This window comes from Achromobacter sp. EG18 (assembly GCF_059759395.1).
This window is the reverse complement of sequence record NZ_CM186213.1, coordinates 5,659,472-5,679,131: the sequence shown is the minus strand read 5'-3', so window position 1 is coordinate 5,679,131 and position 19,660 is coordinate 5,659,472. Positions and strand designations below refer to the sequence as shown.

Below are 19,660 nucleotides of genomic sequence, written 5' to 3'. Positions count from 1 at the left end.
CAGGCAAGCAAAAACACAGACGACCCGCATAAGCCCCGCTTGTGCGGGTTTTTTGTTGGCCGGGCGTGTCGACCATATCCGACCATATCCGACCATATCCAGCCAGCGGGCCTGCGGGCAGAGGCGCCCATGCCTCAGCCCTGCGCCTGAGGCACCGCCCCGGCATCGAGCATGGCGAGCGCGCCCATGATCAGCGCATGCATGCCCTGCGCGAATTCCGCCTCCATCTCGGCCTCTTCCGCCGCGCGTTCGGCCTCGACCAGTGGTTCGCGGCCCGCCACCGAATACACCGTGTCCGCCACCGCGATGCAATGGAACGCCACCGTGGCCAGCAGCCAGCGCGCCTGCTCTTTCGGAATGCCGTAGATGCGCGCGATGCGGCTCTGGTGCTCATCGATCTTGACGAGCATGGGCGGCGTCGCGGCCAACCGGCGCAGCACGTAGGGTGTCAGTCCGAGATTCTGCTTGACCAATTGCTGGGCCGACGCCGAGAACGCGAGCAGGTATTCCTTCAACCCGCTGCGTCCGTCATCACAGGGCAGCGGGATTCGCCAGCGGCTGAAGATCTCCTCGGCCACCAGGTGCTTGAGCGCCTCCAGGCTGGGCACATGCTTGTAGAGCGCCATGTGGCTGACCCCCAGCGCCGCGGCAACGCCGACGAAGGTGATGTTCGGCAGGCCGATGGCGATGCCCGCGTCCGCGATCCGTTCGCGCGTGATGGAGGGTGGACGCCCGCGCGCCGCGGACCGGGGTGACGATTTCATATGGCAATTCCCGCTGATGGCGACGGACCCGCAATAACTTTGATCCGCCTGTCCATTTAGTTTAGTTGGATGCAAGTAACTCTTATTTAGTTTATAGTCATGCAACTAATTATTCAGACGCCTTATTCTTTGCATGAGCACGCGCGATACGGCTGCGGCCCCGCCCCAGAAATCCGGCCCGATCAGCCTGTTGTTGCGACCCATCCGCGCACGCCTGGCTCTCGCCGCCCTCTGCGCCGCCATTGGCACGATGCTGACGCTCGTGCCTTTGGCGGGCATCGCGCATATCGCGCAACTCGCCCTGGGCGAGCACGCCGCGGCGGCGTCGACGCGGGATGAAATCTGGCGGGTCGCCATCGCCAGCGCCGTATGCCTGCTGGCCGGCATGACGCTGGTCTTGGCCGGTGAGCTGCTCGCCCACCTGGCCGACAACCGGCTCACTGCCCAACTGCGCCTGGCTGTCACGCACCGGCTGGCGCGGGTTCCGCTGGGCTGGTTCACCAGCCGCGCCTCGGGCGAGGTCAAGCAGGCCATGCAGGACGACATCGCCACCCTGCACAGCCTGACCGCGCACTTCTACACCGCGGTGGGGCGCGCGGGCGGCGCGATCCTGATCTCCGTGCTCTACCTGTTCGCCATGGATTGGCGCCTTGCGATCGTCGCGCTGTTGCCGTTTCCCGGCTTCTTCCTGTTCCTGCGCCGCGCCATGCGGGCCAGCGGCGCCAACATGCAGGCCTTCGTCACCCGCCTTGGACGGGTCAACAGCGCGACGATCGAATTCGTCAGCGGTATTCCGGTGGTCAAGGCATTCGGCGCAGACGGCCGCGCACATGACGGGTATCGCAAGGCCGTTGACGCCTTTGCCGAGGCATTCGCGGATTTCACCCGCCCGCTGGTCGTGGCCATGGCGCATGCCCATGCCATGATCGCGCCGGTGACCGTGCTGGGCCTGGTGCTGGCCTGCGGCGCATTGTTCGTGGGGCTGGGCTGGATGACGCCGCTCGAGCTGCTGCCGTTCGCCCTGGTGGCGCCGGGCATCTGCGCCCCGGTCCTGCTGCTCCACACGCTGCTGCACGACCTGGGCAATGCCGCTGGCGCCGCCCAGCGCGTCCAGGCGCTGCTGCGAACGCCGATGCTGGCGGCGCCCTCGCCCGATCGGCACAGCCCGCCGACGGGCCACGAGGTCCGTTTCGAAAACGTCAGCTACGCCTATGACGCCGAACAGCCGGCGCTGACGAATCTCGGTTTCACCCTGGAACCGGGCTCGGTGACGGCGATCGTCGGTCCCTCCGGTTCGGGCAAATCGACATTGGCGCGATTGCTGCTGCGCTTTTTCGACCCGACCGATGGACGCATCACGCTCGGCGGCGTCGACCTGCGGCAGATCGAGACGTCGCGGCTGTACCGCCTTATCGGGTTCGTGCTGCAAGATGTGCGCCTGATCCACGCCAGTCTCCACGACAACATCGCCTTGGGACGGCCTTCGGCAAGCCGACGCGAAGTCGAGGACGCGGCGCGCGCGGCCAACATCCATGAACGTATCCTGGCCCTGCCACGAGGCTACGACTCGGTGGTGGGCGAGGATGCGCAGCTGTCCGGCGGCGAACGCCAGCGCGTGAGCATTGCCCGCGCAGTGTTGCTGGACGCACCGGTGCTGGTTCTGGACGAAGCCACCGCCGCCGCGGATGCCGGCAACGAGGTGGCGATCCAGGACGCGCTGTCGCGCTTCGCGCGCGGCCGCACCGTGCTGGTCATCGCCCATCGCCTCGATACCGTCATGCATGCCGATCGCATCCTGGTGCTCGACCGCGGCGTGATCGTCGAGCAAGGCACGCACCAACAACTGCTGGCTCGCCAGGGCCACTATGCGCGCATGTGGCGGCTGGGCGGCCACGCGGGCGCCCCTTTGCAGGAGGCGTCATGCTGAGAACATTGCTGCAATTGCTGGGCCCGGATGCCGTCCTCTTGCGCCGCTATGCCTGCCAGGCCGTGGCCTACAGCCTGCTGTGCGGCCTGACCATCAGCGCGCAGGTACCCGTGCTCAGCCATCTGCTGGCGGGCGATGCGCGCGCGGCGCTGCCTTGGCTGGCGTTACTGCTGGCCGGGGTCGCGCTCTGCTGGATCGGCCGGCGCTATGTGGAACAGGCCGGTGTGCGCGTTGGCGTCTGCGTGCTGCAAGGCGGGCGCCAGCGACTGGGCGACCACGTCGCGCGTTTGCCCGTGGGCTGGTTCACTGCCGACAACACTGCCTGGTTGGGGCACCTGATCACCCAGGGCATGATGGCGGTGGCTCAATTGCCGGCGCATGTCTTCACGCCCGTGATCGGCGGTCTGGTGACGCCGGTGGTCATCGTGGCCGTCCTGCTCGCGCTGCACTGGCAACTGGGCCTGATCGCGCTGGCGGCCCTGCCCTTGCTGGCCGGCGTGCTCGCGCTGAGTGGACGGCTGTCGGGGCGCGCGGACCGGGCCTTCCATCGCCACTTCGCCGATACCAGCCAGCGCATGGTCGAGTTCGCGCAGGCCCAGTCGGTGCTGCGCGCCTTCAACGGCGACGGCGCCAGCGCCCGCTTCGTCGAGCAGGCCGTGGCGCGGCAACAGCGCTCCGGCACGCGGCTGATCCTGCTGTCATCCCTGTCCTCGGTTCTCAATGCCTGGGCCGTGCAGGCGGTGTTCGCCGCGCTGCTGGTCGCGGCGACGCTATGGCTCAATGTCCAACTGGCAAACCCGCTGGCCGCCGCCGAGATCGTCGCGCTTGTCGTCTCACTGCTGCTGGTGGGCCGCTACATCGACCCGCTGCTGGAAGTCGCCGCCTACGGCGAAGCGCTGCGCGGCGCGCGCGGCCAGCTCGACGCCATACGCGAACTGCTGGCGGTCCCGCCGTTGCCGGCGGCGCAAGCGCCGCGGCCGCCGCGGGACGCCGGCGTGGAACTACGCGACGTTTGCTTCCGCTACGCGCCCGGCCAGACCGATGTGCTGCGCGGCGTGAACCTGTGTGTCGCTCCCGGCAGCATGACGGCACTGATCGGCGCGTCCGGCTCGGGCAAGACCACGTTGGTACGCCTGATTGCGCGCTTCTTCGACGCCGACCAGGGCAGCGTGCGGGTCGGCGGGGTCGACGTACGCGACATGTCGCAGACGCAACTGGCGGGCCAGATCAGCCAGATTTTCCAGGACAGCTATCTGTTCACCGGCAGCATTGCCGACAACATCCGCCTCGGCCGGCCCGAAGCGAGCGACGCCGACCTCATGGAAGCCGCGCGCCTGGCCGGCGTGACCGAAATCATCGAGCGCCTGCCGCAAGGGCTGGAGACGCCGGTCGGCGAAGGCGGCGCGCGGTTGTCCGGCGGAGAACGGCAGCGCATCGCCATTGCGCGCGCCTTGATCAAGAATGCGCCCATCCTGCTGGTGGACGAAGCCACTGCCGCGCTCGACGCCGAGAACCAGGCGGCCATCGCCGACACGTTGGCGCGATTGCGTGGCCGGCGCACCCTCATCGTGATCGCGCACCAGCTATCCACCGTGTCCATGGCCGACCAGATCGTGGTACTGGAAGACGGCCTGATCGTCGAATCGGGAACGCCCGCGCAGTTGCGCGCAAGCGCAGGGCACTACGCCCGTTTCCTGGCCCAGCGCCAGGCCGCCAAGGGCTGGCGCATCGCGCCGGCGGCGCCCGGTCGGGAACGCTGATGCCCGCGCGCCTGTGCTGCCTGCTGGCCATGCTGTGCGGCGTCTCCCTGCTGGTCGGCTCCAGCCCGCTGACGTGGTCGCAGACGCTTGCCGGATCGGGCGACGCCTGGCTGACGCTGACGGCCAGCCGCCTGCCACGCCTGGCGGCCGTGGTGCTGACCGGCGTGGGCCTGTCGGTCTGCGGCGTCATCCTGCAGCACATCGTGCGCAATCGCTTCGTCGAGCCCGGCACTTCCGGTGGGCTGGATGCCGCCAAGCTCGGCATCCTGGTGTCGCTGACGCTGGCGCCGGCGGCCGGCACGACGAGCCGCATGCTGTTCGCGCTGGTGTTCTGCCTGGCCTCCAGCCTGCTCTACGTAGGCATCATTCGCCGCATTCGCTGGCGCAATACGGTACTGGTGCCGGTCGTCGGCCTGATGTACGGCAGCGTGCTCAGCGCCGTGGCCGAGTTCTACGCCTATCGCCACAACATCCTGCAAAGCATGCAGGGCTGGCTGCTGGGCGATTTCTCGCGCGTCGTTCAGGGCCATTACGAGATCATCTATCTGGTCCTGCCCATCGTCGCCCTGGCCTATCTGTACGCGCATCGCTTCACCGTGCTCGGCATGGGCGAGGACATGGCATCCAGCCTGGGGCTCGGCTATGCGGCTACCGCGGCGCTGGGCCTCGTGCTGGTCGCGGTGACGGTGTCCGTAACGGTCATCATCGTCGGGGCGATTCCATTCGTCGGACTGGTCGTGCCCAACCTGGTGGCACTGCGCTACGGCGAGAACCTCGGCCGCACGCTTCCCATCGTCGCGCTGGGCGGCGCATCGCTGCTGCTCGCCTGCGACATCATCGGCCGCCTGCTCATCCACCCGTTCGAAGTGCCCATTGGCCTGACGGCCGGCGGCGTGGGCGGCGTCATGTTCCTGGTCTTGATCCTGCGGGGGTTGCGGTGAAGCGCGCGCCCCGGTTCTGGATGTTCGGCCTGGCATTGGCCGCCCTGGCAATCGCCTTCGTATTCGCGGGCGCCGGGTGGGACTTCGGCTACGTGATTCCCAAGCGCCTGATCCGCCTGGCGGCCATCGTCGTCGGCGGCATCTGCGTCGCGCTTTCGGCCATCGTCTTTCAGACGCTTGCCGGCAACCGCATCCTGACGCCCGCCGTGATGGGCTACGAGGCGGTGTATCTGCTGTGGCAGTCGCTGCTGCTTCTGTTGATGGGCACGCACGGCATGGCGATGCTCGGCGTGGCCGGAAACTTCCTGGTTTCGGTGGGGCTGATGCTGGCCTATTCCTGGGTGGTGCATCGCTGGCTGCTGCGCGGCGGCAACGATGTGTACCGGATGCTGCTGCTCGGCCTGGTGCTGACGATGGTGATCACGACTTTCACGCAGTTCGTTCAGCTGCGCATCAGCCCGGGCGAATTCGCCGTGTTCCAGGGACTGGGCTACGCCTCGTTCAATCGAGCGACGACCGAAACCCTGCTCTACGCAACGGTGGCACTGGCGGCGGTGTGCTTCGCAGCTCGCGGCGGCCCGCCCGCGCTCGACGTGCTGGCGCTTGGCCGCGACCAGGCGATGTCGCTGGGCGTGCACCATGCCCGATATGTCCGCCGCTACCTGGCGCTGATCGCCATTCTGGTGGCGATATCGACCAGCCTCATCGGGCCCACGGCCTTCATGGGCATCTTTGTCGCCAACATCGCCTATGCACTGGCGGGCAGCAACCGGCACCGGATCACGCTGCCCCTGGGCTGCGGCGTCGCGATTTCCGTATTCATCGTCGCCCAGCTGCTGGTCGAACACGCCTTCAACTACAAGACCTCGGTCAGCATCCTCGTCAACCTGGTGTGCGGCGCGTATTTCCTTGCCCTGACGTTCCGAGGCCGAGCCACGCCATGATCACCGTCCGCAATCTTCGCAAGACCTACGGCGCCAGAACCGTCCTGGACGGCATCGACGCCGAATTCCCGGCGCGGCGCGTGACCTCGCTGATCGGGCCCAACGGCGCCGGCAAATCCACGCTGCTGATGCTGATGGCGCGGCTGCTGGAACCCAGCGGCGGCGAGATCCTGCTCGACGGGCAGCCGGTGACGAACTTGCGGATCGCCGAGTACGCGCGGCGCGTCGCCACCCTGCGCCAAGCGCCGGGGTTCGACCTGCGCCTGACGGTGCAGGAGCTGGTCGCCTTCGGCCGCTTCCCCTACAGCCGCGGCACGCTGACGGCCGCCGACCACAACGCGGTCGACTCAGCCATCGATTTCCTGAGCCTGACGCCGCTGCGCGATGCCAACCTCGATGAACTCAGCGGCGGCCAGCGCCAGATGGCGTTCCTGGCGATGACGATCGCGCAGCAGACGGATGTGCTGCTGCTGGACGAACCGCTGAACAACCTCGACATGAAGCATGCCGTGCAGATCATGCGGGCGCTGCGTCGCCTGTGCGACGAGCAACGCCGCACCGTGATCCTGGTGATCCACGACATCAACTTCGCCGCCAACTATTCCGACCATATCGTCGCGCTCAAGGACGGCGCCCTGCATGGCTGCGGCCCGTCGGCGCAGGTGGTGACCGAGCCGCGCCTGCGCGCGCTGTACGAGCTGGATTTCGAGGTCTTGCGCAACGAACGCGGCTGTCTCTGCAACTACTTCAATCCATCCGGAGTTCCGATATGAGCTGGAAAAGCACCTGCCGCGCCGCGGGCCTGGCAATGATCGCGATGGTCGTCCTGCAGGCGTGCGGCGACAAGCCCGCCCAGCCGCCCCAGGCGGCGCAGGCCTCGCCGGCATTCGACTCGCCCATCAGCATCACCCACAAGCTGGGCACGACGACGATCACGCGCCCGCCCCGGCGCGTCGCGGTGCTGGACATGAACGAAGCCGATACGCTCGACCAGTTGGGCGTGCCGATCGTGGGCATGACCAAGGACTATGTGCCGCACTTCCTCGCGCGCTACAAGGAAGACGCCAGCGTGCTGGACCTGGGCGCCATCGTCCAGCCCAACCTGGAACGGGTGCACGCGCTCAAGCCCGACCTGATCCTGATCTCCCCGATCCAGGCCAACCATTACCGTGAGCTGACCGAAATCGCCCCGACGCTGCATTTCGATGTGGACTTCGGCAACAGCAAGGGCCAGCACCTCGCCGTCATCAAAGATCACCTGATGACGCTGGGACGTCTCTTCGGCAATGAGGACGTGGCCCGCCGCAAGGCTGCCGAACTCGATGCCAAAGTGGCAGCCGCCCGCCGCGTGACGGAAGGCCGTCCCGAGAGGGCCATGATCGTGATGTTCAACAACGGGGCCTTCAGCTCCTTCGGCGTGCAGTCGCGCTACGCCTTCGTCTTCGACGCGCTGGGCGTCAAGCCCTCCAGCACCCTCGTCGATTCCAGCCTGCACGGCCAGCCGATTTCCAGCGAGTTCATTCAGCAAGCCAATCCCGACATCCTGTACGTGGTCGACCGTACCGCGGTCATGGAACGGCGCCCGGTCATGGATGCCGAGCGCATGAGCAACCCGCTGCTGCGGCAGACCAATGCCTGGAAGAACGGCCGCGTGGTGTTCGTCGACGCCGACGCCTGGTACACCACCGCCGCCAGCGTGACTTCGTTGCAGCTGGTGATCGACGACGTCATCAAGGGCTACCAGGACTGAAACCCGGCCGTTTTTCCTGGCCGGTTCTTTGATAAACGATTCTCGATCTCACTCGTTTTCTTGTTTTCAAACCGAAGCAATTTTTCAACCTACATTGAAAGGAATCGGCATGAACGCACTGTGCCGTCAAAACCGTATCGCCCTCCCCGCGCCGCAGGCTATCCGCCGCACCACCGCCTTCGAGTTGAACCGCACCGCGGTCGCCGTGCGAGCGGCGATCTGGCTGGGCGTGATACTCGCCGCGGCGGCGGTTCCGTCCGCGCGGGCGCAGACTGCCGGCTTGGCCGCGGACGCCCCTGAAACCCCGCGCGCGGCCGCCACGGCGGAGGGCGTGACCACCCTGCAGGCCGTCACCGTCCATGGGCAGGGTGAAACCGTGCAGCCCTACGCCGGCGGACAGGTGGCCACCGGCGGCCGTGTCGGCATGCTGGGCGACAAGGATTTCATGGAGACGCCCTTCAGCACCGTCAGCTACACCGACAAATTCATCGCGGACCGGCAAGCGCGCGACATCACCGACGTGATTTCCGCCACCGATCCTTCGGTGTTCTCCACCGGCGTGCAAGGCACCATCGCCGAGAACTATTCGATCCGCGGCTTCAGTTCCAACATCAACGATGTCTCGTTCGGCGGGCTCTACGGCATCTCGCCCTACTACCGCGCCTCGCCCGAGATGTTCGAGCGCATCGAGGTCCTGAAAGGGCCCTCGGCCCTGCTCAACGGCATGCCGCCGGGCGGCTCGGTCGGCGGCGCCGTCAACCTCGTGCCCAAGCGGGCCGGCGACGTGCCGGTAGCGAGCCTGACCGCGACCTACATGTCGGACTCGCAGTTCGGCGGCCATATCGACCTGGGTCGGCGTTTCGGCGAGAACCAGCAGTTCGGCATTCGTTTCAATGGCGTCTACCGGGATGGCGGTACGGCGGTCAAGCAGCAGGACCAGAAGTCCCAGCTGGCCGCGCTGGGACTGGACCTGCGCGCCGACCGGGCCCGCATTTCCATCGACGTCTACAGCAGCCAGGACCGCGTGGACGGTCCAACCCGGGGCATCAACCTGGCGCGCGGCGTGAGCGTGCCCAAGCCGCCGAAGCCCGATACCTTGCTCAACCCGACCTGGGCCTTTTTCGACACCCGCGACGAAGGCTTGATGGCCCGTGGCGAGATCGACCTGAGCGACCAACTGACGGCCTACGCCGCGGTAGGCACCAGTGATACCAAGTACAAGACAACCAGCGTACAAACGGTGGAGGTCTTCAACAACGCCGGCGACTATCGCACCAACGTCAGCGACCTGCGCTTCGAAGTCGAGAAGCAGTCGGCCGAGGCCGGTTTGCGCGGCAAGTTCCGCACCGGCGCCGTCGCCCATGAATGGGCACTGAACGCCACTTACTACGCTCACACCGACGAGCAATTCGGCCGGCGCAACGCGCTCGGCCCCGATTGGATCACCAACATCTACCACCCGGTATGGGGTCCCGCGCCCGATACGTTCATCGCGCCGCAGATCACGAAGACCAAACTGCGCCTGAGCAGTTATGGACTGGCCGACACCTTGTCCTTCGCCGATGGCCGGGTGCAGCTGACGCTGGGCGCGCGGCACCAGCAGGTGGTGGCCGATTCGTACAACGTCGCGACCGGCGCGCGCACCTCGCGCTACGACGAAAGCGCCATCACCCCCGCGGCCGCGATCTTGTTCAAGGCCACCGACTCGCTCTCGATTTACGCAAACTACATCGAAGGCCTGAGCCAGGGCGCCACTGCCCCGATCAGCGCGGCCAATGCGGGCGAGGTGTTCGCCCCCTACAAGAGCAAGCAGAAGGAAGTCGGCCTCAAGCTCGACCTGGGCGATTTCGCGCACACGCTGAGTCTGTATGAAATTACCCGCCCCAGCAGCTACACCGACCCGGCGACCAACACCTTTTCCTTCGGCGGGGAACAGCGCAACCGCGGCATCGAATGGACCTTCTTCGGCTCGCCGCTGGAGGGCGTGCGCCTGATGGGCGGCATTGCCTATATGGATCCCAAGCTGACCAAGACGGCCGGCGGCATCAACCAGGGCAACACAGCGACCGGCGTTCCCAAGCTGCAAGGCAAACTGGGCGCGGAATGGGATGTTCCGCAGCTGCGCGGCCTGACGCTGACCGCCAACGCGACGTCGGCATCCAAGCAGTACATCGATACCTCCAATTCGCTGTCGGTGGCGGGACGCACGATCTACGATGTCGGCGCGCGCTATGCCACGAAGGTGGCGGGCCGACCGCTGACCTTGCGCGCCACCGTCCACAACCTGACCAACAAGGCCTATTGGTCGATGCCCCAATGGACCAGCCTGGCCATGGGCGCGCCGCGCACGGTCATGCTGTCGGCAACCGTGGATTTCTGATCCCGGCCGCCGATTTCAACCTTCCGCCACGATCTTCGCGTCCTGGATGGTCTTGGCGTATTTGCGCTGCTCGGCGCGCATGAAATCGGCGAATCGCTGCGCGCTGCCGCCGCCGTCTTCCGCGCCCACCTGCGCCAGCTTTTCCTGCACGTCGGCCATAGCCAGCACGCGGTCGATGTCCCGGTTCATGCGCGCGACCATGTCGGCCGGCATGCTGGCCGGGCCGACCATGCCGAACCAGATGCTGGCCTCGAAGCCCGGGTAGCCCTGCTCGGCCACCGTCGGCACATCGGGCTGGCTCCTGGAGCGCTGCTGCAGGGTCTGCGCAAGCGCCATCACCTTGCCGGACTGGATCAGCGGCGTGGCCGTGGTCATGCCCTCGAAGCAATATTGCACGTGGCCGCCCAGCAGATCGTTCATCAGCGGCGCCGAGCCCTTGTAGGGCACGTGCAGCACGTCGATGCCGGCGCGGGCCTTGAAAATCTCCAGCGCCAGGTGCTGCGCCGATCCGCTGCCGGCCGACCCGAAGATGATCTTGCCGGGTTGCGCGCGGCACAGCGCCACCAGGTCGGGCAGGGTCCTGGCGGGCTGCGCCGCGCCGCCGATCAGCAGCGTGGGCGTCTTGCCCACCAGCGCGATGGGCGAGAAATCGCGTTCGGCCGAATAGGTCAGCTTGGGCTGCAGGCCCGGCGCGATGCCGTGGCTGTTGACGTGCGCCATCAACAGGGTGTGGCCGTCGCCCGGCTGACGCGCGACCTGTTCGGCGGCGATGATGCCGGCCGCGCCGGCGCGGTTCTCGACGATCACCGGGATGTTCCACATCACGCCCAGCTTCTGTCCCAGCAGCCGCGCCAGCACATCCGTGCCGCCCCCGGCCGGAAAGCCGACCACGATCTTGACCGGCCCCGGCGGCAGCTCCTGCGCCCGGGCTGACGGCAGGACGAGCGCCGCCCCCAGCGCCGCGGCGCCGGTAATGAAGTCCCTACGTTGCATGCGTGTCTCCTCGCGCGCCGGATTCATGCCCGGCGACTGTTGGTAAACCTTGCCCGCCCTCGCCTTCCATCGGCCACTCAAGGTGGCCGGCCGATGACGCGGCGTCCTGCGATGCGGCTCAGGCCGCGGGTACCGCCAGCCGCTGGGCCAGTTGCGCCGCCTGCGCGGCGGTCAACTCCACCAGCGGCGGCCGCACCGTGGCCCAGACCGGATCATTGCGTCGTTGCGCGATGGCCGCCTTCATGGCCGGGATCATCGGATAGGCCTGGAAAATGGCGCGGGTGTCGTTCAGGGCGCACTGCCGCGCTTCGGCGTCGGGTTCGCGCCAGGCGCGGTAGAGCGCGACGATGGGCGCGGCGTTGACGTTGCCGGTGGCGGTGATGCAGCCCGCGCCGCCGGCCCGCATGGTTTCGAGCAGGACGGTCTCGGTGCCGGCGAACACGTCGAAGCCGCGCGGCTGGAAGTCCCGCAGCATCGCCGCCGTGTTGTCCCAGTCGCCCGAACTGTCCTTGATGCCGGCGACGATACCGGGGAACTCGCCCAGCAGGCGGTCGATGAGACCCAGGCTGATGGGCACGCCCGACACCGGCGGGATGTGATACAGGTAGATCCGCAGGCGTTCGTCGCCGACCCGCTCGATCACGTGGGCATAGGCGCGGAACAGGCCCTCGTCGCTGACGCCCTTGTAGTAGAACGGCGGCAGCATGAGCACCCCGCCGCAGCCCGCGTTGACGGCATGACGGGTCAGCTCCACGGCGTCCGGCAACGCGCAGGCGCCGGTGCCCGGCATCATGCGCGCGGCCGGCAGCCCGGCTTCCAGCAAGGCATCCAGCAATTGGCGCTTTTCGGCGACGCTGAGCGAATTGGCCTCGGAGTTGGTGCCGAAGATCGCCAGGCCCGCGCCCTGCTCCAGCAGGGCGCGGCAATGCCCGACGAAGCGCGGCACGCTGGGCGACAGGTCCGCGTTGAAGGGCGTGAGGACCGGGGAATAGACGCCTTGCGGCCGGTCCGCGGCGCGTGTGCTCATGAAGACTCTCCTGTCAGCGGCCGATGCGGGTCCACTTGCCGTAGCGCTCGACCATGCGTTCATCGAAACCGAATCCCAACCCCGGCTCCTGGTGCAGCACCACACGGCCCTGTTTGTGGCTCAGTTGGCGGTCCACCAGCTTGCGGAAATTCAGGACCTGGTCGTCCCAGAAAAACTCAACATAACGCGCATTGGGCGTGGCGGCCACCAGCGGCGCGTGCACGTCGTGGAACCAATGCGGGCAGACCACCACGCCGTAGCTGGCGGCGGTCGCCGCGATGCGCTTCCATTCGGTGATGCCGCCGCACACCGCGGCGTCGGTCTGCAGGATGCCGGCCGCGCCCTTGTCCAGCAGCTCCTTGTGATACCAGCGGCCATAGCCGATCTCGGCGGTGGCGATGGGCAGGTGCGTCAGGCGCGCAAGCTTGGCGTGGCTGTCGATGTCATCGGGGCCGAACGGCTCCTCGATGAAGTACGGCTCGTACTGCTCGAAGCGGCGGATGTACTGCATGGCCTGGGTCACGTCCTGCCAGGCGTTGTTGCAGTCCATCATCAGTTCCACGTCGGGGCCGACGGCCTCGCGGGCCGCCTTCAGCCGCGCCTCTTCCTCGCGCGGCGACAGGCGGCCGGTCTTCATCTTGACGGCGGCAAAGCCCTTGGCGACGTAGCTGGCCATTTCCTCGCCCAGATGCTGCGGCGTCTTGCCGTCCAGGTAGTAACCGCCACTGGCGTAGGCCGGCACCGATTCCAGCTCGACCGCGCCGAGGAACTTGTGCAGCGGCAGGCCCGCAGCCTTGGCATTCAGGTCCCACAGCGCGATGTCCAGCGCGCTGATCGCGCGCATCACCGTGCCCTGGCGCCCCTGCAACAGGGCCTCCTGGTACATCGCCTGCCACAGCCCCTCGACCGCGTGCGAATCCTTGCCCAGCAGCACCGGCGCCAGCAGGCTTTGCACCGCGGCCTCGAAGATCACGCCGCCGGCGCTGCCGACGTAGCAGAAGCCGATGCCTTCGATGCCGTCGGTGCTACGGACCTTTACCAGTCCGTAGTGGCGGGTGGAGACGGTGCGGTTCGAAAACGAGGTGACCTTGTCCAAAGGCACGGCGGCTGCGCAAACGTCGATGGATTCAATGATGGGCACGGCTGGCTCCTGATGAGGGGAATATTGCGGGTTGCACGGCCGGCGCGCCTTGCGCCGGCGCAACGCTCAGACGCATTCTTGCCGCCATCAAAGAAACAAACAATTATCTTGAACCATATTTAGAATATGGAAAAAGCATCTTCCGAGAGCGCCCGACGATGGATTCGAGATTCCTGCAGACCTATGTGCACGTGGTGGAGCTGGGCTCCATCGCGCAGGCCGCGCGCCACCAGGGGCTGACGCCCGCCACGGTGCAGCAGCGGCTGCGCGCGCTCGAGGCGGACATGGGCAGCGCGTTGATCGCCCGCTCGGGCCGCACGGTCAAGCCGACCGCCGCCGGCACCCGCATCCTGGAACGGGCCCGCAACGTGCTGCGCGACCTGCGCGACCTGCGTTCGGCGGCCACCGAGTCCGACCTGCCCGCCGGCCCGCTGCGCCTGGGCGCCACGCCCACCGCGCTCACCGGCATCATGCCGCCGGTGCTGCGCACCTGGGCGGCGCGCCATCCCCACATCGAGATCTATATCGAGCCGGCCCCCACCACCCTGCTCTACGGCAAGGTGCTGTCGGGCGAGCTGGACGGCGCGCTGCTGGTGCATCCGCTGTTCGCCATTCCCAAGTCCTGCGTCTGGCGCGACCTGCGGCGCGAGCCGCTGGTGCTGGTGACCCCGGTCGACATGCCGGTGCGCGACCCGCTTGCGGTGATTGCGCGCGAACCCTATATCCGTTACGACCGCAGCGTGGTGGGCGGCCGCATGGCCGACGACTACCTGCGTGCCCGCGACCTGCGGCCGCAGGTGCGCTTCGAGCTGGACGGCATCGATTCGATCGCCAAGCTGGTCTCGGAGGGGCTGGGAGTGGCGCTGCTGCCCGACTGGGCCACCACGGGTGTGTCGGCGCCGGTCAAGCGCTGGCCGCTGCCGGCGCCCTGTCCGGTGCGCACGGTCGGCGCGATCTGGCCGCGCTCGGGGGTGCGCTCCGAATTGATGCGGGTATTCGTGGAACTGGCCGAGGATCAGGCGGCCGCGCGACGCTGACGGCCAGGCGGCGCCTACGCCGCCGCGCCATCCAGCAAGCGGCCATCGCGCGCCACCACCTTGCCGCCCGAGATCACCAGGCGGCGCGGCGCGCGTTGCGCCACGGCTTCGGCCACGCCGCTCGCCGCCACCAGCACCAGGTCGGCGCGCGCGCCGGACTCCAGCCCGTAGTGCGCGAATCCGCAGGCGCGGGCCGCGGCGGTGCTGACGCAGTCGAAGACCCAGCCGATCTCGTCGTCGCGGCGCAGGTCGTTGCGCAGGCCGATCATCATGGCGCGCGCCAGCATGTCGGGGCTGCCATAGGGCGTCCAGGTATCGCGGATGCCGTCGTTGCCGCCGAACAGCGTCACGCCGGCGTCGCGACAGGCGCGCAGCGGCGGCACCGGCCGCGACGGCGGCGCGGTGGTCAGCAGCGCCACGTCCAGCGCCGCCAGGCGCTTGAGCAGGCCATCCAGCCGCCTGGCATCCACGCCACCCAGGCAGAACGCGTGGCTGATGACGACACGACCGCGCATGTCCAGCGCCCGCACCCGGTCCAGAATCAGGTCGAGCGAAAACGCGCCCAGTTCACCCGGTTCGTGCAGGTGGATGTCCAGCGGCTTGCCATGCTTGTCGGCCAGGCCGAACAGCACGTCGAGCGATTGCGCCGGGTCGCGGTCGATGGCGCAAGGGTCGAGTCCGCCCAACACGTCCGCGCCCTCCGCCAGCGCCCGGTCCAGCAACGCCGCCGTGCCCGGCCGCACCAGCAGGCCGGATTGCGGAAACGCCACGGTCTGGATCTCGACCCGGCCGGCCAGCGCCGCGCGCGTGCGGTGCACGCCCTCCAGGTGACGCAGGCCGGCATCCGTATCGACGTCGACGTGGCTGCGGATGCGCGTGGTGCCTTCACGCAGGAAGGCCAGCGCCAGCGCGCGCGAATGGCTGGCGGCGTCATGGCCGCTGGCGGCGCGCCAGGCACGTTCATTGTCAATGCGGTCGGTCAGCGCCGGGCCCACCTGGTTCACGTACCACGGAGAATCCCAGGTGGTCTTGTCCAGGTGCGTGTGCCCTTCGACCAGTCCCGGCAACAGCAGCGCGCCCGCCCCGGGCTCGCGCGCCACGCCGGCGGGCGCCTGCAGGTTTGGCCCGATGCGTTCGATACGGCCGCGGGAAATCAATACGTCGACCGCCGCGCCATCGGGCAGTCGAACGTCGTTTAACAACATGTCGGTCATGGGGACGTCCTTGGCCTCGCCTCTCGCCTGCATGCGCCGGGCATCCGGGCGGCGGCCGGATCAGGCTTGCTGCGGCGGTTCGATCCAGAAGAAGCGCTGGCCCTGGCGGAGCATGTCCGCGACGCCTTCGGCGCTGAGGCGATAGTCGGTGCCCATCAACGTGGCGCCGCCGTCGTCGTGAATATGGATGACGGCCAGCGGGTCGTTGGCCATGGTGTACCAGTAGTAACCGGGCTTGAGATCATGCAGGTCAGTATTCATGCCCCGAGTATACAAACAACGCCGGGGCGTATTCAAAAAGACACACAAGTAACCCTTTGCCTGACACGACGATTGCGACGCGTCATACTGTTTCATGCGAGGTTTCGGAAAGCCCGCCATGTTGGCACGCGTCGACGCGGCCGCAGCACCATTGGTATGCAAGCGTCGGACGTGAGGGGAACAACACAGGTATGAAAAGGCAAGCACTCCAATTCAGCGAGCCACTCAAGCAAGCCATTCTCGATGGCTATAAAGTGCAAACCCGGCGCATCGTCAAACCGCAGCCCACCAAGCTGACAACCGCCTGGTATGCCGACGCGGCCGATTCCGGGAAGTGGGTCGCCATGGGTCCCGCGGAAGGCGAGGGCGAGTTGCGCAAGACTTCCCCCTGGATAAGTTGCCCTTATGGCAAATCCGGCGAAAGCATCACCCTCGAGGATGAATCCGGCAAACCCTTCGCCACCGCCGTCGTGGTCGGCGTGCGCATCCAGCGCCTGCAGAGACTGTCCGAAGCGGATGCGCGGGCCGAAGGCACGCAGGCGCTCTATCACTCCTCGGCGCTGTTGCCGGGCGTGCCCCTGCAGACCGCGTTCGCCCTGACCTGGTGCGAGCGCTATGGCGCGCATGCCTGGGCCGCCAATCCCTGGGTCTGGGTGGTCGAATTCCGCTGCCAACAGCCTGACGAGCGCTAGGGCGAAGTCGGGAAAATGACCCTCCGGAGCGAGGCACGGCCCCGGGGCACCGCCTTGGCGCAGGCGTACCGGTGTTGCCGACAGGGGAATCCGCCCGCGCTGATGGTGACTACCTGTAACTCGGCCGCCCCGCCGAAGTCGGCGCCGCCTTATTTCAGTCGATTTCACCCCGGGGTTCGCCAGAGTGGGAGCGGGCTGACGCGGCGCAACATCGGCGCCGCCGGCACGGTGGCAACCGTTGCGGATTGTCGCTATTGAGGACGGGTCGCTTACCTTCGCCGCGCCGAAAAGGTCGAAAATAGCGTCAATGAATACTCAACTTTGCTGCGTCACGCAGTAGGCAGGTGCAACATGAAAAAATGGTTAATCGCAGGGGTCGGCGCCGCCGGCCTGCTGATCTCCAGCGTCGCATTGGCCCGGGTCGACGTCGGCATCTCTATTGGCGTGCCAGGGGTGGTCTACCCGGCCCCCGTCTACGCGGCCCCCGCCCCGGTCTATGTGGCCCCGGCGCCCGTCTACGCGCCGCCGCCCCCGGTCTACTATCGTCCGGCGCCCGTCTACGTCGCGCCGCCCGTCGTGTACCCCGCCCCGGTCTATATCCGCGGGGGCGGCTACTGGGGCGGCCATCGAGGCCATTGGCGTGGTCCCGATCGAGGCTATTACCACGGTCGCGGCGGCTGGCATCGTTGATCCCGCGACGGCACGAAAAACAAAGGCCACTCCCAGGAGTGGCCTTTTTTCCTGCGGGGCAATTTCCGGTGCCCGGCGGGAATCGTGTCAGGTCGTGGGGACCTGGACGGACTTGCCCGTCACGACGGCGGGCGGTTGCTGCGACGCCGGATTGGGCTTGGCAACGGCCCAACGCGGCGATTCCTGGACGAGATCGATCCAGCGGCGCGGCGCGCTCGACGCCCGCCACCAACCATTATGCGGACGCATGAGCAAACTCCGGTTCACCGTTGAAACGAACGCCGTTGATTTCTTCAAACAGTTGCCGGCTTTCCTGTTCCGCTTCGTCCAGGCTTGCGAACGGCGCCTGCCCCGGCACGGTCCAGCATTTTTCCGGTGCGGTTCCGCCTACCCGGCGGGTCCATATCTGCACGCGGTAGCCCTGCTCGTCATCCTGACTCACAGCGCATCTCACCCGAAAATCTCCAATCATTCTTGAAGTCATGGACAACTCCTTGTTATATGTGTGAATGAGGCGTGTAAAACGCAGATGTATTGTGCCGAACTATCCGGCCCTTTTATTGAAAATACACAATTGCTCACATCAAAATCAGGCAGTCACGCCGCCAACATAATCCACGGACGCGACAGAAATATGTCTCGATCATAAATAGGCCGGACTTCCCGCCCCATCCGCCGTGTGGTCGACTTGCATAATCAGCAAGTGGCGTGCCCGGTCCTGGCGAACAATAAAAAATGGAGCCCGCGGGCTCCGTTTTTTATTTGCGGATCGCTCCAGCCAGGGTCAAGGCTTCAATACCGTCAGGCCGCCCATGTAAGGTTGCAGCGCCTCGGGCACCAGGATGCTGCCATCGGCCTGCTGGTGGTTTTCCAGCACCGCCACCAGCGCGCGGCCCACGGCCAGTCCCGAGCCGTTCAGCGTATGCACGTATTCGGGCTTGCCCTGGGCGTTGCGGAATCGCGCCTGCATGCGGCGCGCCTGGAAGGTTTCGCAGTTGGACACCGACGAAATCTCGCGCCAGGTGTTCTGCGCCGGCAGCCACACCTCCAGGTCGTAGGTCTTGGCCGAGCCGAACCCCATGTCACCGGTGCACAGCAGCATCACCCGGTACGGCAGCCCCAGCAATTGCAGCACGCGCTCGGCATGGCCGACCATGCCCTCCAGCGCCTCATAGGACTGGTCGGGCTGCGTGACCTGCACCATTTCGACCTTGTCGAACTGGTGCTGGCGGATCATGCCGCGGGTATCGCGCCCGCCGCTGCCGGCTTCGGAACGGAAGCACGGGGTGTGGGCGGTGAGCTTGAGCGGCAGGTCGGCGGCGGCCTGGATGGTGTCGCGCACCACACTGGTCAGGGTGATTTCCGACGTCGAGATCAGGTACTGGTCTTCGCGCACGAACGGCTTGCCGTGCTCGTCGACCTTGGGATCGTCGTCGCCGCCGCCCTTGGACACGGCGAACATGTCATCCTTGAACTTGGGCAGTTGGCCGGTGCCGTACAGCGTCGAGGCGTTGACGATGTACGGGGTGTAGCACTCGGTGTAGCCGTGCGTGCCGGTCTGCAGGTCGAGCATGAATTGCGCCAGCGCGCGGTGCAGGCGGGCAATGGGACCGCGCATGAACGAGAAGCGCGCGCCCGACAGCTTGGCGGCGGTATCGAAGTCCAGGCCCAGCGGTTCGCCCAGCGCGACGTGGTCGCGGGCCTCGAACGGCAGCGCGGGCGGGTTGCCATCGGCGCCCGCGGCGGCCGGCAGCCAGCGGCGCACTTCGACGTTATCGTCGGCGGACTCGCCCAGCGGCACGCTGGCGTGCGGCAGGTTCGGCACCGACATGAGCAACTCGTTGAGCGGTTGCTGCAGGGCGGCCAGCTCTTCTTCCAGCTGCTTCAGGCGCTCGGGCACGGCCTGCGATTCGGCCATGACGGCGCTGGCGTCCTCGCCCTTGGCCTTGAGTTGACCGATCTGCTTGGCCAGCGCGTTGCGGCGGGCTTGCAGGGATTCGGTTTCGGTCTGGACCGCCTTGCGGCGAGACTCCAGCTCGTTGAACCGTTCCGTGTCGAAGGACACGCCACGGCTCTTGAGGCGGTCTACGACGGTTTGCAGGTCTTTGCGCAGCAGTATCGGGTCTAGCATGGTGATGT

General features: G+C 67.0%; 18 protein-coding genes. 10 read left to right on the top strand and 8 right to left on the bottom strand.

The genetic code is table 11. From position 1 onward, the window contains the following. Positions 1-134 precede the first annotated feature (134 nt). Positions 135-764 carry a TetR/AcrR family transcriptional regulator gene (locus AC6CR5_RS26255; RefSeq protein ID WP_006389111.1) on the bottom strand — a complete coding sequence of 210 codons (630 nt, stop codon included), beginning with the start codon at positions 762-764 and terminating at the stop codon, positions 135-137. A gap of 133 nt (positions 765-897) precedes the next feature. Here AC6CR5_RS26255 and AC6CR5_RS26250 point away from each other — a divergent pair, with 133 nt between their 5' ends. The 7 genes from AC6CR5_RS26250 (at position 898) to AC6CR5_RS26220 (ending at position 10,466) form a co-directional block, all read left to right on the top strand. Next, a complete protein-coding gene (locus AC6CR5_RS26250; protein WP_498085063.1) occupies positions 898-2,691 on the top strand; it encodes an ABC transporter ATP-binding protein in 1,794 nt (597 codons plus the stop codon). After that, positions 2,685-4,451: an ABC transporter ATP-binding protein gene (locus tag AC6CR5_RS26245; protein WP_047992516.1), complete on the top strand. Its 1,767-nt coding sequence runs from the start codon at positions 2,685-2,687 to the stop codon at positions 4,449-4,451. The genes AC6CR5_RS26250 and AC6CR5_RS26245 overlap by 7 nt, the downstream gene beginning before the upstream one ends. Further along, positions 4,451-5,392, top strand: coding sequence for an ABC transporter permease (locus AC6CR5_RS26240; RefSeq protein ID WP_026382302.1), 942 nt, complete (start codon positions 4,451-4,453; stop codon positions 5,390-5,392). The genes AC6CR5_RS26245 and AC6CR5_RS26240 overlap by 1 nt, the downstream gene beginning before the upstream one ends. Before the next feature lie 20 nt (positions 5,393-5,412). After that, positions 5,413-6,336, top strand: coding sequence for an iron chelate uptake ABC transporter family permease subunit (locus AC6CR5_RS26235; protein ID WP_498085757.1), 924 nt, complete (start codon positions 5,413-5,415; stop codon positions 6,334-6,336). Next, the gene (locus AC6CR5_RS26230) at positions 6,333-7,109 is read left to right on the top strand and encodes an iron ABC transporter ATP-binding protein (RefSeq protein ID WP_498085062.1); all 777 of its coding nucleotides are present in this window, start codon (positions 6,333-6,335) and stop codon (positions 7,107-7,109) included. The genes AC6CR5_RS26235 and AC6CR5_RS26230 overlap by 4 nt, the downstream gene beginning before the upstream one ends. Then, positions 7,106-8,086: a siderophore ABC transporter substrate-binding protein gene (locus AC6CR5_RS26225; RefSeq protein ID WP_498085061.1), complete on the top strand. Its 981-nt coding sequence runs from the start codon at positions 7,106-7,108 to the stop codon at positions 8,084-8,086. Before AC6CR5_RS26230 ends, AC6CR5_RS26225 begins: the two co-directional genes overlap by 4 nt. 109 nt (positions 8,087-8,195) lie before the next feature. Continuing rightward, a complete protein-coding gene (locus AC6CR5_RS26220; protein WP_024068007.1) occupies positions 8,196-10,466 on the top strand; it encodes a TonB-dependent receptor in 2,271 nt (756 codons plus the stop codon). Positions 10,467-10,481: 15 nt separating this feature from the next. Here the strand turns inward: AC6CR5_RS26220 and AC6CR5_RS26215 are convergent, their stop codons facing one another. The 3 genes from AC6CR5_RS26215 to AC6CR5_RS26205 form a co-directional block, all read right to left on the bottom strand. After that, a complete protein-coding gene (locus AC6CR5_RS26215) occupies positions 10,482-11,459 on the bottom strand; it encodes a Bug family tripartite tricarboxylate transporter substrate binding protein (RefSeq protein WP_054443152.1) in 978 nt (325 codons plus the stop codon). Between the two features lie 118 nt (positions 11,460-11,577). After that, positions 11,578-12,486 (bottom strand): dihydrodipicolinate synthase family protein, encoded by a 909-nt coding sequence (locus AC6CR5_RS26210; protein WP_150101391.1) that lies wholly within the window; start codon positions 12,484-12,486, stop codon positions 11,578-11,580. Between the two features lie 13 nt (positions 12,487-12,499). Then, the gene (locus tag AC6CR5_RS26205; RefSeq protein WP_054472885.1) at positions 12,500-13,627 is read right to left on the bottom strand and encodes a mandelate racemase/muconate lactonizing enzyme family protein; all 1,128 of its coding nucleotides are present in this window, start codon (positions 13,625-13,627) and stop codon (positions 12,500-12,502) included. Between the two features lie 158 nt (positions 13,628-13,785). Here AC6CR5_RS26205 and AC6CR5_RS26200 point away from each other — a divergent pair, with 158 nt between their 5' ends. Continuing rightward, entirely contained in the window at positions 13,786-14,664 is an 879-nt protein-coding gene (locus AC6CR5_RS26200) for a LysR family transcriptional regulator (RefSeq protein WP_020924871.1), read from the top strand. Positions 14,665-14,678: 14 nt separating this feature from the next. On the opposite strand, the gene AC6CR5_RS26195 is transcribed toward AC6CR5_RS26200, so the two are convergent. Continuing rightward, a complete protein-coding gene (locus AC6CR5_RS26195) occupies positions 14,679-15,878 on the bottom strand; it encodes an amidohydrolase family protein (RefSeq protein ID WP_049057461.1) in 1,200 nt (399 codons plus the stop codon). Positions 15,879-15,938: 60 nt separating this feature from the next. Continuing rightward, on the bottom strand, positions 15,939-16,139 hold the full coding sequence (locus AC6CR5_RS26190; protein WP_006389098.1) for a hypothetical protein: 201 nt from the start codon (positions 16,137-16,139) through the stop codon (positions 15,939-15,941). A gap of 191 nt (positions 16,140-16,330) precedes the next feature. On the opposite strand from AC6CR5_RS26190, the gene AC6CR5_RS26185 reads away from it, so the two are divergent. Both AC6CR5_RS26185 and AC6CR5_RS26180 read left to right on the top strand, forming a co-directional pair. After that, complete coding sequence (locus tag AC6CR5_RS26185; RefSeq protein ID WP_006389097.1) at positions 16,331-16,831, top strand: ASCH domain-containing protein; 501 nt, start codon at positions 16,331-16,333, stop codon at positions 16,829-16,831. A gap of 351 nt (positions 16,832-17,182) precedes the next feature. Then, a complete protein-coding gene (locus AC6CR5_RS26180; protein ID WP_006389096.1) occupies positions 17,183-17,521 on the top strand; it encodes a virulence factor in 339 nt (112 codons plus the stop codon). Between the two features lie 235 nt (positions 17,522-17,756). Here the strand turns inward: AC6CR5_RS26180 and AC6CR5_RS26175 are convergent, their stop codons facing one another. Further along, complete coding sequence (locus tag AC6CR5_RS26175; protein WP_080564301.1) at positions 17,757-18,005, bottom strand: hypothetical protein; 249 nt, start codon at positions 18,003-18,005, stop codon at positions 17,757-17,759. 300 nt (positions 18,006-18,305) lie between these two features. Further along, on the bottom strand, positions 18,306-19,652 hold the full coding sequence (gene serS / locus AC6CR5_RS26170; RefSeq protein WP_006389094.1) for a serine--tRNA ligase: 1,347 nt from the start codon (positions 19,650-19,652) through the stop codon (positions 18,306-18,308). Positions 19,653-19,660 lie beyond the last annotated feature (8 nt).

Excerpts from the sequence above, each read along its gene's own strand:
- AC6CR5_RS26255 (WP_006389111.1), bottom strand. The coding sequence starts at position 764 with ATGAAATCGTCACCCCGGTCCGCGGCGCGCGGGCGTCCACCCTCCATC.
- AC6CR5_RS26250 (WP_498085063.1), top strand. The coding sequence starts at position 898 with ATGAGCACGCGCGATACGGCTGCGGCCCCGCCCCAGAAATCCGGCCCG.
- AC6CR5_RS26245 (WP_047992516.1), top strand. The coding sequence starts at position 2,685 with ATGCTGAGAACATTGCTGCAATTGCTGGGCCCGGATGCCGTCCTCTTG.
- AC6CR5_RS26240 (WP_026382302.1), top strand. The coding sequence starts at position 4,451 with ATGCCCGCGCGCCTGTGCTGCCTGCTGGCCATGCTGTGCGGCGTCTCC.
- AC6CR5_RS26235 (WP_498085757.1), top strand. The coding sequence starts at position 5,413 with ATGTTCGGCCTGGCATTGGCCGCCCTGGCAATCGCCTTCGTATTCGCG.
- AC6CR5_RS26230 (WP_498085062.1), top strand. The coding sequence starts at position 6,333 with ATGATCACCGTCCGCAATCTTCGCAAGACCTACGGCGCCAGAACCGTC.
- AC6CR5_RS26225 (WP_498085061.1), top strand. The coding sequence starts at position 7,106 with ATGAGCTGGAAAAGCACCTGCCGCGCCGCGGGCCTGGCAATGATCGCG.
- AC6CR5_RS26220 (WP_024068007.1), top strand. The coding sequence starts at position 8,196 with ATGAACGCACTGTGCCGTCAAAACCGTATCGCCCTCCCCGCGCCGCAG.
- AC6CR5_RS26215 (WP_054443152.1), bottom strand. The coding sequence starts at position 11,459 with ATGCAACGTAGGGACTTCATTACCGGCGCCGCGGCGCTGGGGGCGGCG.
- AC6CR5_RS26210 (WP_150101391.1), bottom strand. The coding sequence starts at position 12,486 with ATGAGCACACGCGCCGCGGACCGGCCGCAAGGCGTCTATTCCCCGGTC.
- AC6CR5_RS26200 (WP_020924871.1), top strand. The coding sequence starts at position 13,786 with ATGGATTCGAGATTCCTGCAGACCTATGTGCACGTGGTGGAGCTGGGC.
- AC6CR5_RS26195 (WP_049057461.1), bottom strand. The coding sequence starts at position 15,878 with ATGACCGACATGTTGTTAAACGACGTTCGACTGCCCGATGGCGCGGCG.
- AC6CR5_RS26190 (WP_006389098.1), bottom strand. The coding sequence starts at position 16,139 with ATGAATACTGACCTGCATGATCTCAAGCCCGGTTACTACTGGTACACC.
- AC6CR5_RS26185 (WP_006389097.1), top strand. The coding sequence starts at position 16,331 with ATGAAAAGGCAAGCACTCCAATTCAGCGAGCCACTCAAGCAAGCCATT.
- AC6CR5_RS26180 (WP_006389096.1), top strand. The coding sequence starts at position 17,183 with ATGAAAAAATGGTTAATCGCAGGGGTCGGCGCCGCCGGCCTGCTGATC.
- AC6CR5_RS26175 (WP_080564301.1), bottom strand. The coding sequence starts at position 18,005 with ATGACTTCAAGAATGATTGGAGATTTTCGGGTGAGATGCGCTGTGAGT.
- serS (WP_006389094.1), bottom strand. The coding sequence starts at position 19,652 with ATGCTAGACCCGATACTGCTGCGCAAAGACCTGCAAACCGTCGTAGAC.